Source organism: Candidatus Sulfurimonas baltica, assembly GCF_015265455.1.
In the GTDB taxonomy this organism is placed as follows: Bacteria; Campylobacterota; Campylobacteria; order Campylobacterales; family Sulfurimonadaceae; genus Sulfurimonas; species Sulfurimonas baltica.
Genome location: NZ_CP054492.1, coordinates 2,198,454 through 2,213,784, shown reverse-complemented (window position 1 = coordinate 2,213,784; position 15,331 = coordinate 2,198,454). Strand labels below are relative to the sequence as shown.

The window sequence follows — 15,331 nt, the reverse complement described above, 5'->3', positions numbered from 1 at the left end:
ATAAGATATTTTTAGTATCTTATCCCAGTGGCAGATCTGATTTTCTCAATTGTTGGCTGAGCTATCTCTCTTGCCTTGTTTGCACCAATATTTAAAATATTTCTTACTTCATCTTGATTATTTTCAAAGTACTCACGTTTTTCTCTAAACTCTCTAAAATATTCCCACATAACTTCTCCAAGATAAATCTTAAAGTGACCATGCCCTTCACCACCTTTTTTGTATCTCTCTTGAAGCTCTAAAAGGTTATCACCCTCTAAAAATAGCTTTGCCATATTGTAAACATTACAGTTTGCATACTCTTTTGGCTCTTGCATCGCTACATTTTCAGTAACAATTTTTTTGATTGTTTTTAGTTGCTTTTTTTCTTCACCGAATATATTAACAATATTTCCATAACTCTTTGACATCTTTTGTCCATCAATCCCTGGAACTGTCTGGACATCTTCTTGTACACGAAATTCAGGGATAACTAAAATTTCACCATATTGATTGTTAAACTTGGTTGCAATATCTCTTGCTATCTCTACATGTTGAATTTGATCTTTGCCAACAGGAACCACTTCAGAGTTAAACAGTAAAATATCTGCTGCCATTAAAACAGGATATGAAAAAAGAGAGTGGTTCGTCGCTTGGCCACGTGCTGTTTTGTCTTTGTAGCTATGAGCTCGTTCTAGTAATCCCATGGGTGTAAAAGATGACAATACCCAATATAGTTCTAAAACTTCTTTAACATCTGATTGAACCCAAAAAGTAGATTTGTCCGGATCTATGCCAAGTGCTAAAAAGTCAGTTGCGCACTGCATTGTGAGTTCGCTTAGTCTTTTTCCATCCGTTACACTTGTTTGCGCATGATAGTTGGCTATAAAAGCAAATGTTTGGCTTGTTCTTTGAGCATCCACCATCTGCTTGATAGAACCAAAATAGTTCCCTATGTGTAAGTCGCCAGATGGCTGAATACCAGTTAAAACTCTCATATGCACACTCCAAAATAATTGATAATTTTTTATGACATTATACATTTTTTAGCTTTATTTCGCTATGATATAGGTTATATAGAAGTAGTTACGCTACTTTATAAAAGGATTTATTATGAACGTACAAGTACACGCAAAAGACATTACACTACAGTCGAGCACAAGAGCTCACATTGAATCAGCGATTGAGAGTTTCAAAAAATATTCTCTAGAAATTACATCTGTAAATGTTCATGTACAGGCTGAAAAAAAAGGTGTTTCAATAGAATTTGATATTCATGTTGCTCATGCTAAACCAGTTGTTATTTCTCAAGTAGATGATAACTTGGATGCTGCGATTGACTTAGCAATAGACAGAGCTACAACAGCACTTCGCCGTTTACATGAAAAAATAGTTTCACATAAAAGTACCGGAATGAAAGACTTAGAGATATTAGATAACTAATGTATAGCTGGATAATTTGGTTTCATATATTGTCATTTACTTCATGGTTTGCCGTGTTGTTTTACATGCCAAGACTCTTTGTTTATCACGCAGAAAATATTGATAATAAGGGTTTTGTTGAAGTTGTAAAAGTAATGGAGATGAAAATATATAAATATATTGGTGTTCCAGCTATGTGGGCAACACTTCTAACTGGTGCTTATATGAGTTATGAGATAGGTCTTAGTGGCAATGCTTGGTTGCATGCTAAAATTCTTTTTGTGGCATTTTTGATAGCATACTTTTTTTCTATGGATTATTTTAGAAAACAGTTCTTAGAAGATAAATGTTTTAAAAGTGGAAAATATTTTAGAATATATAATGAAGTACCAACACTTCTTATTTTAGTAATTGTTGGTATGGTGATTTTTAAACCCTTCTAGCATTAGTCCGCAAAAGGGACTCGTCCCTTTTACTTCGCTCGGACCGCTGTGGTCACTGAAGTTAAACCCTTTGGGTTTTGGCTTCAATTCTTACTTTTCGCCTCTTTTTTTCGCTTTAAACAAGACTGGCGTTCCCGTAAAGTTGAAAGACTCTCTTAGTTTATTTGTTAAGTATCTTCTATATGTAAAGTGGAGACCTTTTGGTTTATTCATTACAATTGCAATTTTTGGTGGTCTAGTCTCATACTGAGTTGCATAGTAGATTCTAATAACTTGACCATGCATACTTGGAAGATGATGTTTTCTCATCGCTTTTTCCATAGCATCATTTAGTTGTGAAGTTGTAATACGCTGTGAGTAGTTTTCGTTTATCTCTAAAATCATATCATTAAGTTTATCAACTCTTTGATGTGATTTTGCGGACAGTGTAATAATTGGTGCATAAGCCAAAAATTTAAATCTATCTCTTACGCTTTGAATTATTTTATCATGCTCATCTCTTTTTGATATATCCCACTTATTTAGAACGATTATACAAGCAAGTCTGTTGCTGTCTACAAGACCCGCAATTTTTTCATCAAGGTCTAAAAATGGTTCACTTGCATCTAATACCACAAGTGCCATATTGGAATTTTCCAACATCTCTGTTGTTCTCATAAGAGCAAATTTTTCTATACCGACTATTTTACCGCGACGTCTAAGACCAGCTGTATCTACAAATGTAAGCTGTTTTCCTTTATAGTCAATACTCTCATCAATAGGATCTATTGTTGTACCTGCTACGCTACTTACAACTGAGCGCTCTTCACCAAGAAGTGCATTCAAAAGTGAACTTTTACCAACGTTTGTTCGACCAATAATAGAGATTTTAATGTGATTTACATCATCTTCATTAAACTCTTTTATCTTGTCGTTTTGAGCAAAGATAGAGTCATCATCAACGATACCGTCCATCTCATCTTCATCCCAATATGTAAATCCATCATCTTCTTCATCTTGATTTTCTATATTAGCAAAGAAATCTTCATCACTTAAGTCTTCTTCTATTACATTTACATCATCTTCATCTGAATCTTCTTCATCTTTTATGATGTCAGAATCTGGAATTTTACTTCCAATCCACTCAAGAAGGTTGACAGTATTTCTGTTATGAGCTACAGATATGCCAAATATCGCATCTGTTCCAAACTCATAGAAATCCCAAAGTTTCTCTTTCATTTTATCGTTGTCTATTTTATTTACAATTAGAGCTACATCTTTACCCATAGTTTGAAGTTCATAAAAAAGTTTTTTATCTTCATCTTCTGGTAAACCTTTTCCATCAACCATATAAAGAATGATATCGGCTTGATAAGCTGCTTTAAGTGACATCTCTTTAATCTTGTCAAATAACTCACAACCCTTATCTAAACCACCGGTATCCAACAGTAGTGCCTGTTTGTTTATGATAGTTACAGGTCGTCTTTTAACATCTCTGGTTGTACCCGCCTGCTCAGATGTAATAGCGTCTCTTTTTTTAACTAGTCTGTTGAAAAGTGAACTTTTACCAACATTAGGACGACCAATAATTGCAATTTTTTTCATGTTTTTTGCCTTGCTTTAGTGAAGAAATATTTGTAGTTTATTTGGAATTATATCTAAATTAAATAGTTAAAGTTGAGGAGTTGAAATGTTGTCTTAGTAAACTCCTTCAGAGAAGGAGTTTAAGTCACTAATTGTCAGAAAATTCTTTTTCTAAACCTTCTAAAGCATTCTTAGCTTTAAACTGTTGCCATAGGGCTTGGTCATTTTTAAAACTTGTTGCAAGATTATTTTTAATTTGTTCATTAGCAGATTGTTTTGATACAGTCACTAGCATATAAAGTGCACCAGACGGAGCATTCCAAGTGTCAATGGATTTTGAACCAACTAGGTCAACTTTTGCAACTTGTTTTGTAACAGCCTCTGTAGTTTGATCTACAGTTTCACTTCCGGCAACACCAGTTGTACCTGTATATAAAGAAATTTTATCTTTTACAAGTGTACTGATTTGCTGAGCTAAATCTGAGCGACCGTTTGCTACAGCAACTCGTCTCATGTGACCCATACCGGCAGCACTTTTTTGAGCAACTCCAACCCCAGCATATGCACCATCTGCTGAAGGTCTACATGTCCAATCAGGAGCTTGTACATTCTCTTGCTTACAGATATTGTTGAACTCGATATCCGCAGGTTTAACGTCTTTTTTCCCACATCCGGTGATAGTAGCTACCAACAGACCTGCCAGCGCGATTGATGAAATAATTTTAGTCATTTATATCTCTCCTTTTATTTGAAATGATTGTATCAGTTTTAATCTTAAATGATATTTACTAACAAAGCTCTATTAATGCTTTTTAATTCCAATAAAGTCAAAAATACCAAGTTGATTTATTTTATTCCTTAGATTAACTGCTGCTTGTTCTTTTGCTTCTGTTTGGTTTTTTCTGGATTTACCAATAAATGTATGTTGTCTAAATGCCACTTCATTTTTATCTTTATCCAGTAGAGTAAATTTTACAAGAGATTTAGATTTATGAAAACTGTACTCCTGAGATTCATCAGTTTTTGATGTTACGAGAAGTTTAAAAGAGTTTTTATTCTCTGTGTTATTTGCAATATTGATATCCTTCTCATCTAAGGCATTTTTTACAAATGACGAGAAAAATCTTGAATTACCATCTGCTAAAATATATATGTTGAGATTTGATTTTATTTCATCATATTCATCTTTCAAAATTTTTAAAAATCTAAATTCATCATCTGCATTATACGTATATTTCAGCAACTCTTTATATCCGGTCAGTGATGCAAGTGTAGGGTATTCTGACATAAGCGGGTCAAGAGCAACAAATTTTTCTATGTCGGATTTTGCAGCTACTAAACTTTTTTCTTGTTTAACGCGTGCCATCTTAGCATCAGAAATTATTTTCAGTGATTGATATATCTCTTCTTTATATATGCTTATTATGACGAAAACTTCACCTTTGTATTTTTTTGATTTTACTAGTTTTGTATGATTTAGATACAACTTTTTTGAAATATCTAAATTTTGTTCTGAAATCTTTTTTAGTGTTTTACTATCTAAAGGTTGAAGCAGATGTGAAGAACTTTTAAAAGATTCATCTAGCTCGTTACTTATGGAGTTTCTCATAGAAGAGATTGCAATATTTTTTGCTTTTTCAATTGTGTCTGATGTTCCAACAGCATAAAGAAGTAAATTGTCTTTTGGTATATTTGTATACCACGCTGGAATAGTTTCAGGCTTGGGTTGAGGCTGAGAAGAACAACCGGCAATGAGTGCTATTAAAAGTGCCAGTAGAATATTTTTATACATTTATTGTCCTTGTTTTGAAAGAATTCTATCAAAATAATTTTAAACTAGTATAATACGATTATGAAATATTACTCTTATGAAAATTTTAAAAATGATACAAACAGATTGATTTCGCAGGTTAAAAACTTTGAGTTTGATGCGATAGTCGCAGTAGCAAGAGGTGGGCTTACTCTTTCACATGCAATGGCTGAGGGGCTTAATATAAGGGATGTTCAAAGTATAAGAACCGAACTTTATGATGATACTTGTAAAAGAGAAGAACTGACTATATTTGGAAGTGCTGAGTTCACAGATATAAAAAAAGTGCTTGTTGTTGATGATATAGCAGATAGTGGTGATACCTTAAATGAAATTATGAAACATTTGAGAGGTTGTTTTAAAGATGTTGAGTTTCAGTCCGCAACTCTTTTTTATAAAAAAACATCTATTTATGAGCCAGACTTTTGGATAAATGAAGCAGATGACTGGATAGATTTTTTTTGGGAGAGAGATTTCTCAGAATAGGCTAGATAAACTTTAATTTTCTTGTAAGTTTTCTTGTTTTTTTTGGTTATAATCTTTGTTAAATATATAAAATTTATTTCTTGGGGTAATTCATGGGTTCACCGGATATGACAAATTTATTTTTAATGACTACTGTAATTACATTTATTTTATTATTTGTACTTTACTTTAATATCAAACATAACTACCATTTGAAAAAAGAGATTGAAAAAAAAGCAAAAGATTTAATAAACTATGTAAAGCTGTATGATAAAAATGTAATATTTTCTAAAACTGATTTAACAGGCATTATTACTCATGTAAGTGAAGCATTCTGCGAAGTCAGCGGCTACAAAGATTACGAACTTATAGGAAAACCGCATAGTATTGTTAGACACCCAGATATGCCAAAAGAAGCTTTTAAAGCGATGTGGGATACTCTTCATACTTTGCAAAAGTGGTCTGGGGAAGTAAAAAACAAAAAAAAAGACGGCGGGTACTATTGGGTGGCTGCCAATATTGAAGCAGACTATAATGACGCTGGGTTACATGTAGGGTACAGTGCAGTTCGCCATAATATAACAGCACAAAAAGAGGTTGAAGAGTTAAAAAGTGAACTTGAGAGTATAAACAACTATCTAGAAGATCAGGTTAATGAAAAAATCATAGAGATAGTATCTCTCAATAAAGATGTAAAAGAGACGCAAAAAGAGATTATTTTTACTATGGGTACAATTGGCGAGAGCAGAAGCAAAGAGACGGGCAACCATGTAAAAAGAGTTGCAGAGTACTCAAAACTACTCGCCCTTCACTCTGGAATGCATGAATATGAAGCCGAGCTTTTAAAGCAAGCAAGTCCTATGCATGACATAGGAAAAGTTGGAATTGCTGATGCAATTTTAAATAAGCCAGGAAGATTTGATGAGCATGAGAGAAAAATAATGGATTCTCATGCAAAGCTTGGATATGAGATGTTAAAACATTCAGACAAACAACTTCTTAAAATTGCTGCAACAGTAGCCCACGAACATCATGAAAAATATGACGGCACAGGGTATCCAAACGGCTTAAAAGGTGAAGAGATTACTATTTATGGGCGGATAACAGCTCTCGCAGATGTATTTGATGCACTCGGGAGTGATAGAGTCTATAAAAAAGCGTGGGATGATGAGAGTATTTTTAAGATGTTTAAAGAGCAGAGCGGCAAACATTTTGATCCAAATTTAGTAGATATATTTTTTAACAATTTGGATGAGTTTCTAGAAGTTAGAGATAAGTTTATTGATAAAATCGCCTAATTGCTAATTATTTACTCCAGTATTTTCCACCTCTTGTTGTGAAATCTGTTTCATATATGTAAGCGGAAATTTCTTTTAAGGTATCTATGTCATAGCTAAGATGTGGCATAAGTCCATGTTTTTGTATTGAGTCTTGCATAAGAGAACTCTCAGCTTTTGGGTTAAACACCCAAGTAGACATATAGTTAATAAACTCCTCTTTCTCAGGAAAAGCATTTTTATAAACCTCTTTAAATTTTACTACAGAGGGTGCAGATATTGTTTGTGTCTCTTTATGGCAGGTTATACAGTTTCCGTTAAACAGCAAAGAGCCCGTATCATCAGCTTCTAAAGAACAGACAAGAAGGGTGGCGAAAAAAACTTTTTTATGTTTAGACATTATTTTTTATGCTCTTTTATCATCTCGTAAGCTTGGTTTATCTCTTGCGTTTTAGCAGTTGCCTCTTGCATATAAGCCTCATCTTTATTTTGAGACTTGATAATGTCAGGATGGTACTTGCGCACTAGGCTTCTGTAGGCTTTTTTAATTACACTCATATCATCATTTTCACTTACACCTAAAAGTTTGTAAGCATCAGCTATATTTGCTTTTGGATGAACGTTTTTCATCATTTTTTCAAACTGTTCAAATATAGCATGGTAAGCATTGGGATCAAACTCAAAAGCCTCAGCAATAGTAATTAAAACTTCATCTTCACTCTTACTGACACTGCCATCTATAAATGCAAGCTGGATTAAAAACCCCATAAAATGTTGCTGTTTACTTTTGTCTCTTTTAATAGCCTGACCTAAACTAAAAGCTATATCTTCTAGGTTGTCAAACCGCTCTTTCTCTTCATTAAAAATTTGTTTTAAAATATCTTTTGTTTTTTTAGGTTCTGGAAAAACTGCTGAGATGTCGTCAAACATTATTCCAATAAGCTCTGCTTCCAAGGCATCTACTTTTCCATCAGCTTTGGCAACCTTTGCTACAAGTGCCACAAAAAGACCTAAATCACTTTTTTGTATAGAGTCTCTATTTACAGAAAAATTTTTAAAAGCCTCCTGCGAGTATGACGTATATTGAGAATAACTTTTAAATATCCAGTAAAAAAATCCGCCTAAAATTGCCAATAGTATTAAATTGCCCATAATGCACCTTTATTATTTGTATCATTTGATTTTCTGATTAAATTATAAACTGGATGTCCGTCACCCTGAACTTGATTCAGGGGCTAATCCGATAATTATTCAGAAGCTTAATTATAGAAAATATAAATTAATGTATAGATTTATTTTCTGCTGATTTTATGGTAGACCCGTTTTGCTGTAATCTTTCCAATCCAGAATATTTCACCCAATACAGCCTCTTTTAAAAGCCCGTCATAGTCATAGGCTATGAGCACATCCACGGTAGTCTCATCTGGATCAATTGGCTCTACATGTAGATTATATATATTTGCAATTCCATCAGAAAACAGTAATGAAGCAGATTCTTTTTTTGTATTTTCAAGGCACGATAAAGTGACTCTGTTTTCGTCACTATGAGCGCCAATCGCAAATAAATTATAGCTCCTGTGTCCATCTATGCAACTTGATTTAGTATTGAGGTAGGAGCTTAAAACATCATCAGCTATATAATCATCAAGTATATTTTCCTCTTTTGAACTCTCTTGTACATCCCTTGTTGTAAATTCAAAGGTCGAAGGATTAAAGTCGGTTTGACTTACTAGATTTGTTTTCTCTTCTACGAATATAATCTCTTTCTCTTTGTGATTAAAATAGTAGGTTTGAATTTTATTGCTTCGTGTTTTTGTTTTTGTTTTTACAAAAGTTTCAGGTATATATTTGCCATCGACTATAACACCTTTGCTTACAAAGGTTTCAACCCTGTTATTCAAAAGAAAAGCAGCTACATCAACGGTGTTTGCAACAAGTTTTATTTCATACTTTTTGCCATCTTCTTTTAGTTCAACATCAGCATATCCAACCTTGCCGAACATGCTCACATCTACATCATACCGAGTTGAAAAATCCTGAGCATATAAAAAGCCTGTTAACAAAAATATTGTCGCTAGAATCTTCATTGCAAACTCCCTTTATGTTTATTAATATTCTATCTGTGAATCGGTTAACATAATATTAAAGTATTTTGATAGTTTTATATAGAACCAAAATAAAAATTTAATTTTAATTGTAGCATATAGTTTACTTCGTAGTCATATTCTCTATGAAAACTAATAGCAGGCTGCACCTCATATGTAATCCATTCTCTCCAAATACTTCTGCGAAAACCAATAGATGTCACATAATTGCTTATGCCTCCAAAAGGCTCAGAAAGAGTAGCCGGTATTGTGCTGTTTATTACATATTTAAATTTTGTATTTCCTCCAAAAATTTGTGAAATACTCACCCCCTTATATATTTTTGGGGTTAAGTAGTAAGAGAGTGCAAAACTGTAATCCATCCCATCATAGTGAGCCATTGTTTTACGATGAAGAGAGACTCTAAAGAGTGAAAGGTTATCTAGTTTTCTGTCAAAATATATGTTTGTTTCCTCTTCAGCAAAATACTTTGTTGAGTATTTAAACTGCTGTGTAGGTTCAATTGTCCATTTGCCTACCTTGAAATTTCTACTGTATCTGGCACGAACAAAAGCAGACAAACCTCTAAAACCTATGGAGTATTTTGACTCTATCCCATGGAACTCTTTAGCAAAGTAATTAACGCCAATATTGGGTGCAGTCTCATCCTTGGAAGTGCTAGAAGCTGTATCATCAAAATAATTTTGCTCGATATCATCTATGAAAAGTTTATAGTTCTTTCTTGTTCTGCTTAGCGGCAATTGGGCACTTATCTTATAGCTGAAGGTCGTTGAAGCTTTTGATTGAAAGAGTGAGCCTAAACTGATCCGAAGGTAGCTCTTTTCTGTCTCATTAATGAATTTTTCACTTTGGAAAAATTCATCAATTGAGTTTTGCATATCTTCGCCGTCACAAGTTGTGTCCCCGTCAGAAGTACTTATCCAGCTACCGACTGTTTTATCTATGCCATCAGACCATTTGACGACTTTATCGGAAATTGTTTTTTGACTTGCATCAATATAAGTTTCAAAAAAATTACTGCTACTGTTGGTATCAGCACTCAAGTTAAAAACAAAAAACAAAAAAACAAATCCAAATATTAACCGTAATGACAAAATATTCCCTTTTGTTATTTCGATGATTATAGCGATTTTTTAATTAAAAATAGATGGGTATAATGGCACTTATGAAACGAATAAAACAATTAAACAGTGGCGTAAAATATATGCTTTTAGCATCATTTATGTTTGCGATAATGGGTGCGTTTGCCAAACTGGCAAGTGAACATATGAGTTCTCTGGAAGTTGTCTTTTTCAGGAATGTTTTTGGGGTACTCTTAATATTTTACGCAGTGTACAAAAAGCCTATGATTCATCAGGGGGGAAAGCTTTTATTGCTTTTCTTCCGCGGAGCCATGGGTTTTTTGGCACTATTGGCATACTTTTATAATATTGCACATATTCCGCTTGGTGATGCTGTTACTTTTTCAAAAACCGCCCCAATATTTACAGCACTTTTTGCATGGCTTTTTTTAAGTGAGAAGCTCTCACCAAAAGCTTGGTTAGCTGTTTTTGTCGGTTTTCTAGGAATCTTACTTATAACACAGCCAAGTGCAGTTGGATTTACTAAGTATGATATTTTAGGAATATTCAGCGGTATTGGAGCGGCACTCGCTTACACCTCAGTTAGAGAACTTAGAAAATATTACGACACAAGAGCGATAGTTCTTTCCTTTACTTTGATTGGAACTATAGGTCCAGTTATTTTATTTGTTTTATCAAAATATTTCTACATGTCAGAGTTAGATTTTATGTTAGGTGAGTTTGTTATGCCAAAAGGTGTTGTTTGGCTCTATGTGATTGGACTTGGTGTTTTAGGAACATTCTCTCAATATTTTATGACTAAAGCTTATGGGGAAACAAAGGCTGGAATAGTTGGAGCTGTTAGTTATACAAACATTGTATTTGCCATTTTGGTTGGTCTTTTGCTCGGCGACGCACTTCCAAATTTAATAACTACATGTGGAATTATTTTGATTGTTTTTGCTGGGATTATGGTGGCTAGAGAAAAGTAATTTTAGATTAAAACCATTATGATATAATCTCTACTTTATTTTTAAAAGGTGTATTATGACATTACTTACGGGACCTTGTGTTATCGAGAGTGAAGAAAATATTTTTAAAATTGCCAAATCTTTAGAAAAATATCATGAAGATAAATCTATAGATTTTTATTTTAAAGCTAGTTTCGACAAAGCAAATAGAACATCATTGGATAGTTTTCGTGGCCCAGGAATAGAAGAGGGACTTAGAATACTTCAAAAAGTCAAAGATGATTTTGGTTATAAAATAGTTACAGATGTACATGAGTCAGTTCAGGTAAAGTCAGTGGCTGAAGTTGTTGATATGCTTCAGATACCGGCATTTTTATGTCGCCAAACCGATTTGCTTGTTGCATGTGCAAATACAGATAAGATTGTAAATATTAAAAAAGGGCAGTTTATCAATCCACCCGATATGCAGTACTCTGTTCTTAAAGTACTAAAGACACGTGGATGTGATGAAGTCAGTTATGAAAATGCTAAAAAGCACAATATCTTTTTAACTGAGAGAGGTTCATCTTTTGGTTATGGAAATATGGTTGTGGATATGCGTTCATTAGTTGTTATGAGAAAGTTTGCACCGGTTTTGTTTGATGCAACTCACTCTGTTCAGATGCCGGGAGCACTTGGTGGAAAAACAGGCGGAGACAGTTCCATGGTTCCATACCTTGCTTGTGCAGCTGCGGCAGTTGGTGTTGATGGTTTCTTTTTTGAGACACATTTTGACCCAAGCGTAGCACTTAGCGATGGACCAAATATGCTAAAACTTGACGAGTTAGAAAAACTAGTAGAAAAAATTAAGAGAATTAGAGAGATATAATTCTCTCTTTAGTGACCACAGCGGTCCAAGCGAAGTAAAAGGGACAAGTTCTTTTTACGGACAAATTAATTATTTAAGGAGATAGAATGAACGTAGTTGAAGGCAGATTAAAAGTAACAAATGGTAAAAAAATAGCGATAATTAGTACAAGATGGAATCACTTTATTGTTGATCGTTTAGTTGAGGGTGCAAAAGATGCATTTCTTCGTCATGGTGGAGTTGAAGAAGATGTGACTCATGTTCTAATCCCTGGAGCATTTGAGCTTCCTATGGTGGTTGACCAAATCTTAGCAAGCGGTAAATATGACGCAGTATGTGCTTTAGGTGCAGTTATTCGTGGAGCTACTCCTCACTTTGATTATGTCTCTGCTGAAGCAACAAAGGGAATCGCTACTATGAGTCTTAAGTACCAAAAGCCGGTTTCATTTGGCCTTTTAACTACTGACACAATTGAGCAAGCAATCGAAAGAGCTGGAACAAAAGCTGGAAATAAAGGTTTTGAAGCGATGACTACAGTTATTGAGATGCTTGATCTTTATGAGAATATCTAATGGCAACTAGACACCACGCAAGAATGGCAGTTGTAAGTCTGCTATACGCTTATGATTTGGGAAACGGAAATATTGCTCAACACACAGATGAGATTTTAGAAGAGAAAAAGATTCGAAACAAGCAAAAAGATTTTGCACTAGCGCTATTTGACGGAGTTATGCAAAACCTTGAGGCTTGTGATAAAGCAATTATAGAACATTTAAAAGATTGGGATTTTGAGAGACTAGGAAGCATAGAGAGAGCAACTCTTAGACTTGCATGTTATGAAATACTTTTTGGTGAACTTGATTCTGCTGTTGTTATAAATGAAGCGGTTGAGATAACCAAAGCATTTGGTACGGAACAATCACCTAAATTTATAAACGGTGTTTTAGACGCTATTTCAAAAGACAAACCAGAATAGATAATGAATAAATTTATTCTCTCATTAATACTCTTTACATCATTTCTTTTTGGTGCGAATGAGTGTGTAGTATGTCATGAGGGGATAGAAGATATCAGAGACAAAGAGTCTGGCATGATGAAAGCTATTTTTAAAGTAGCGGACAAAGCCGGACATGTAGGGAATGACTGCATAGTTTGTCATGGTGGTAATCCAAAATCAAAAAGTAAGAAATATGCCCATAAAGGCACTGTAAAGTATTTTAAAACAAACAAAGGTCCAAAAGAGTTTTATCCTGCTCCTGGAAGTACCTGGATAAACGAGAACACATGTGGAGTTTGCCACCAAGCTCAAGTTAGCGCTCAGATGAACTCTCTTATGATGACAGAACAGGGAAAAATCCAAGGTGCTTTATGGAGTTTTGGCGCTAAAGAGGGTTACGAACATACTCTGGGAACTTACAACAGTAAAAATCCAGACACTCCTGATAAAAGACTTGGAACCCAAGTATATAAAAAATATATGGCTAAACTTGCAACAATGGAGCCTCAAGCTTTTCCAAAAGAGATGCATACACTTCCAGAGGCACCAACAGTAGAAGAGATTCATAAAGACCCATCACTAGCAGTTTACACTTACCTAAGACAAGAATGTTTAAGATGCCATACCGGCTCAAAAGGGAGAAGTGCAAGAGGTGACTTTCGCGGAATAGGGTGTTCATCTTGCCATATCCCTTATTCTAATGAAGGCTTTTATGAGGGAAATGATAAAAAAATCTCTAAAAAAAGCGGGCATCTTTTAACTCACCAAATCCAAAGTTCCAGAAAAGTAAAAGTTCAAGTAAACGATATAAACTATTCAGGTGTTCCTGTTGAGACATGCTCTACATGTCACAACCGCGGAAAGCGCATCGGAGTCTCTTACCAAGGGTTGATGGAAACGGAATATCAGTCTACGTTTGACGTTGATGGAAACGGACAGCCAAAGCTTCATACAAAAAGATATCTTCATATGAAAGAGGATATTCACTATAAAAAAGGGATGTTGTGCCAAGATTGTCACACATCAAATGACCTTCATGGAGATGGCTTTTTAGGTGGAGCAAACTTAGCTGCTGTTGAGGTTGAGTGCCAGGATTGTCACGGTACTACAAAGTCTTATCCATGGGAACTCCCTATTGGCTACTCTGATGAGTTTAATACAACCGAGGCAAAGGGAAAGCCAAGAGGTGTGGCGTCGGATTTAGCAGAGTATCTCAAGCAGGGTTATGTACCTGACAAAGAGGATGGCTATATCTTAACTGCACGTGGCAATCCACTTCCAAAGGCTGTTAAAAAAGGCAATAAAATTATTATGCACCTGGCAAGCGGAAAAGATATAGAGCTAAAACCGCTTAAATTTTTAAAAGAGACAGAGGAACTCTCAGCTTCTGGTTTGCTTGCCATGGACACAATCTCTGCACATACTTCTAAAATGGAGTGCTACTCTTGTCATGCAACTTGGGCGCCTCAATGTTACGGTTGTCATGTAAAAGTTGACTACTCTGGAGGAAAAAAGAACCCAGATTATTTAAAAGCTTCACATGACCAAGATATTCACGGAACTACCGGCGGAATGAGAGATTTGAAAAAGTATTTGGTTGATGGAGCAGTTACTGAAACAAGAAGCTATCTTCGCTGGGAAGATCCGGCTTTAGCCCAGAATGGAGAAGGTCGTGTAAGCCCTGTTATACCGGGATGTCAAACAACTATTACAGTTATCGGCAAAGATGGAAAAGCACTGTTGCAAAATCATATATTTAAGATACCAAATGTTGAAGGTGCTGAAGATGATGGACAAAACGCTATTGATATGTCACCTGTTCAGCCTCATACTATACAAAAAGAAGCACGTACATGTGAATCTTGCCACTCAAGCGATAAAGCACTTGGACTTGGTATTGGCGGTGGAAAACTAAGTGGCGATCCAAGTAAAACTACCATAATAGACTTGATGACCCCTGATGGAAAAATAGTTCCTAAAAAAACTGATGAGCAAATACCAGCAATTCCAAACCTTAAACATGATTATTCTCAGTTTATAGATGAAAACGGCACTCAGCTTATGACGGTAGGGCATCACTTTAAACTCTCACAACCTTTAAGTGAAGAGCAAAGAGATAAACTAGACAGAAGAGGGGTTTGTCTCTCTTGCCATATAGATATTCCAAAAGGAAATTTAGTTATCTCAGCTATGCGACACATTGCAAAAATGGCAGAGTATAAGATTGACAAAGCAGAGCACAATAGCATGCTGAACAAGATTCTAAATATTGGAGCTTTCGTTCAGGTAATAGCAGTGCTGATTTTTATTTTAATAGTTCTGTTTGGAATTTACATAACATTTTTTAAGAAAAAACCAAATAATCCACGAAACGAAGGATGGAAGTAATAT

At 34.8% G+C, this 15,331-nt stretch carries 17 protein-coding genes; 9 read left to right on the top strand and 8 right to left on the bottom strand.

What is annotated here, in order from left to right; all coding sequences use genetic code 11:
* Positions 1-11 precede the first annotated feature (11 nt).
* Positions 12-977 carry a tryptophan--tRNA ligase gene (gene trpS / locus HUE88_RS11120; RefSeq protein WP_194369035.1) on the bottom strand — a complete coding sequence of 322 codons (966 nt, stop codon included), beginning with the start codon at positions 975-977 and terminating at the stop codon, positions 12-14.
* Between the two features lie 115 nt (positions 978-1,092).
* On the opposite strand from trpS, the gene hpf reads away from it, so the two are divergent.
* Positions 1,093-1,422 carry a ribosome hibernation-promoting factor, HPF/YfiA family gene (gene hpf, locus HUE88_RS11115; RefSeq protein ID WP_194369033.1) on the top strand — a complete coding sequence of 110 codons (330 nt, stop codon included), beginning with the start codon at positions 1,093-1,095 and terminating at the stop codon, positions 1,420-1,422.
* Positions 1,422-1,844, top strand: a complete 423-nt coding sequence (locus HUE88_RS11110; protein ID WP_194369031.1) for a CopD family protein — start codon at positions 1,422-1,424, stop codon at positions 1,842-1,844. Before hpf ends, HUE88_RS11110 begins: the two co-directional genes overlap by 1 nt.
* A gap of 90 nt (positions 1,845-1,934) precedes the next feature.
* Here the strand turns inward: HUE88_RS11110 and der are convergent, their stop codons facing one another.
* The 3 genes from der to HUE88_RS11095 all read right to left on the bottom strand — a co-directional run bounded on the left by der (position 1,935) and on the right by HUE88_RS11095 (position 5,199).
* Complete coding sequence (gene der, locus HUE88_RS11105; RefSeq protein WP_194369029.1) at positions 1,935-3,428, bottom strand: ribosome biogenesis GTPase Der; 1,494 nt, start codon at positions 3,426-3,428, stop codon at positions 1,935-1,937.
* A 127-nt stretch (positions 3,429-3,555) separates the two neighbouring features.
* On the bottom strand, positions 3,556-4,137 hold the full coding sequence (locus HUE88_RS11100; protein ID WP_194369027.1) for an LPP20 family lipoprotein: 582 nt from the start codon (positions 4,135-4,137) through the stop codon (positions 3,556-3,558).
* 72 nt (positions 4,138-4,209) lie between these two features.
* Complete coding sequence (locus tag HUE88_RS11095; protein ID WP_194369025.1) at positions 4,210-5,199, bottom strand: LPP20 family lipoprotein; 990 nt, start codon at positions 5,197-5,199, stop codon at positions 4,210-4,212.
* Positions 5,200-5,259: 60 nt separating this feature from the next.
* Here HUE88_RS11095 and HUE88_RS11090 point away from each other — a divergent pair, with 60 nt between their 5' ends.
* On the top strand, positions 5,260-5,703 hold the full coding sequence (locus tag HUE88_RS11090) for a phosphoribosyltransferase (RefSeq protein ID WP_194369023.1): 444 nt from the start codon (positions 5,260-5,262) through the stop codon (positions 5,701-5,703).
* 107 nt (positions 5,704-5,810) lie between these two features.
* A complete protein-coding gene (locus HUE88_RS11085; RefSeq protein ID WP_229860075.1) occupies positions 5,811-6,980 on the top strand; it encodes an HD-GYP domain-containing protein in 1,170 nt (389 codons plus the stop codon).
* A 7-nt stretch (positions 6,981-6,987) separates the two neighbouring features.
* On the opposite strand, the gene HUE88_RS11080 is transcribed toward HUE88_RS11085, so the two are convergent.
* The 4 genes from HUE88_RS11080 to HUE88_RS11065 all read right to left on the bottom strand — a co-directional run bounded on the left by HUE88_RS11080 (position 6,988) and on the right by HUE88_RS11065 (position 10,158).
* Positions 6,988-7,359, bottom strand: a complete 372-nt coding sequence (locus tag HUE88_RS11080; RefSeq protein ID WP_229860074.1) for a cytochrome C — start codon at positions 7,357-7,359, stop codon at positions 6,988-6,990.
* Entirely contained in the window at positions 7,359-8,111 is a 753-nt protein-coding gene (locus tag HUE88_RS11075) for a DnaJ domain-containing protein (protein ID WP_194369021.1), read from the bottom strand. Before HUE88_RS11075 ends, HUE88_RS11080 begins: the two co-directional genes overlap by 1 nt.
* A gap of 140 nt (positions 8,112-8,251) precedes the next feature.
* Positions 8,252-9,046 carry a DUF3108 domain-containing protein gene (locus tag HUE88_RS11070; RefSeq protein WP_194369019.1) on the bottom strand — a complete coding sequence of 265 codons (795 nt, stop codon included), beginning with the start codon at positions 9,044-9,046 and terminating at the stop codon, positions 8,252-8,254.
* Between the two features lie 74 nt (positions 9,047-9,120).
* Positions 9,121-10,158: a hypothetical protein gene (locus HUE88_RS11065; RefSeq protein ID WP_194369017.1), complete on the bottom strand. Its 1,038-nt coding sequence runs from the start codon at positions 10,156-10,158 to the stop codon at positions 9,121-9,123.
* A gap of 53 nt (positions 10,159-10,211) precedes the next feature.
* On the opposite strand from HUE88_RS11065, the gene HUE88_RS11060 reads away from it, so the two are divergent.
* From HUE88_RS11060 to HUE88_RS11040, 5 genes are all read left to right on the top strand, one after another.
* Positions 10,212-11,117 carry a DMT family transporter gene (locus tag HUE88_RS11060; protein ID WP_194369015.1) on the top strand — a complete coding sequence of 302 codons (906 nt, stop codon included), beginning with the start codon at positions 10,212-10,214 and terminating at the stop codon, positions 11,115-11,117.
* Between the two features lie 55 nt (positions 11,118-11,172).
* Complete coding sequence (kdsA, locus tag HUE88_RS11055; RefSeq protein WP_194369013.1) at positions 11,173-11,964, top strand: 3-deoxy-8-phosphooctulonate synthase; 792 nt, start codon at positions 11,173-11,175, stop codon at positions 11,962-11,964.
* 86 nt (positions 11,965-12,050) lie between these two features.
* Entirely contained in the window at positions 12,051-12,515 is a 465-nt protein-coding gene (gene ribH, locus HUE88_RS11050; RefSeq protein ID WP_194369011.1) for a 6,7-dimethyl-8-ribityllumazine synthase, read from the top strand.
* A complete protein-coding gene (nusB, locus tag HUE88_RS11045) occupies positions 12,515-12,919 on the top strand; it encodes a transcription antitermination factor NusB (RefSeq protein ID WP_194369009.1) in 405 nt (134 codons plus the stop codon). The genes ribH and nusB overlap by 1 nt, the downstream gene beginning before the upstream one ends.
* A gap of 3 nt (positions 12,920-12,922) precedes the next feature.
* Positions 12,923-15,328 carry a multiheme c-type cytochrome gene (locus HUE88_RS11040; protein WP_194369007.1) on the top strand — a complete coding sequence of 802 codons (2,406 nt, stop codon included), beginning with the start codon at positions 12,923-12,925 and terminating at the stop codon, positions 15,326-15,328.
* Positions 15,329-15,331: the final 3 nt, after the last annotated feature.

Excerpts from the sequence above, each read along its gene's own strand:
- trpS (WP_194369035.1), bottom strand. The coding sequence starts at position 977 with ATGAGAGTTTTAACTGGTATTCAGCCATCTGGCGACTTACACATAGGG.
- hpf (WP_194369033.1), top strand. The coding sequence starts at position 1,093 with ATGAACGTACAAGTACACGCAAAAGACATTACACTACAGTCGAGCACA.
- HUE88_RS11110 (WP_194369031.1), top strand. The coding sequence starts at position 1,422 with ATGTATAGCTGGATAATTTGGTTTCATATATTGTCATTTACTTCATGG.
- der (WP_194369029.1), bottom strand. The coding sequence starts at position 3,428 with ATGAAAAAAATTGCAATTATTGGTCGTCCTAATGTTGGTAAAAGTTCA.
- HUE88_RS11100 (WP_194369027.1), bottom strand. The coding sequence starts at position 4,137 with ATGACTAAAATTATTTCATCAATCGCGCTGGCAGGTCTGTTGGTAGCT.
- HUE88_RS11095 (WP_194369025.1), bottom strand. The coding sequence starts at position 5,199 with ATGTATAAAAATATTCTACTGGCACTTTTAATAGCACTCATTGCCGGT.
- HUE88_RS11090 (WP_194369023.1), top strand. The coding sequence starts at position 5,260 with ATGAAATATTACTCTTATGAAAATTTTAAAAATGATACAAACAGATTG.
- HUE88_RS11085 (WP_229860075.1), top strand. The coding sequence starts at position 5,811 with ATGACAAATTTATTTTTAATGACTACTGTAATTACATTTATTTTATTA.
- HUE88_RS11080 (WP_229860074.1), bottom strand. The coding sequence starts at position 7,359 with ATGTCTAAACATAAAAAAGTTTTTTTCGCCACCCTTCTTGTCTGTTCT.
- HUE88_RS11075 (WP_194369021.1), bottom strand. The coding sequence starts at position 8,111 with ATGGGCAATTTAATACTATTGGCAATTTTAGGCGGATTTTTTTACTGG.
- HUE88_RS11070 (WP_194369019.1), bottom strand. The coding sequence starts at position 9,046 with ATGAAGATTCTAGCGACAATATTTTTGTTAACAGGCTTTTTATATGCT.
- HUE88_RS11060 (WP_194369015.1), top strand. The coding sequence starts at position 10,212 with ATGGGTATAATGGCACTTATGAAACGAATAAAACAATTAAACAGTGGC.
- kdsA (WP_194369013.1), top strand. The coding sequence starts at position 11,173 with ATGACATTACTTACGGGACCTTGTGTTATCGAGAGTGAAGAAAATATT.
- ribH (WP_194369011.1), top strand. The coding sequence starts at position 12,051 with ATGAACGTAGTTGAAGGCAGATTAAAAGTAACAAATGGTAAAAAAATA.
- nusB (WP_194369009.1), top strand. The coding sequence starts at position 12,515 with ATGGCAACTAGACACCACGCAAGAATGGCAGTTGTAAGTCTGCTATAC.
- HUE88_RS11040 (WP_194369007.1), top strand. The coding sequence starts at position 12,923 with ATGAATAAATTTATTCTCTCATTAATACTCTTTACATCATTTCTTTTT.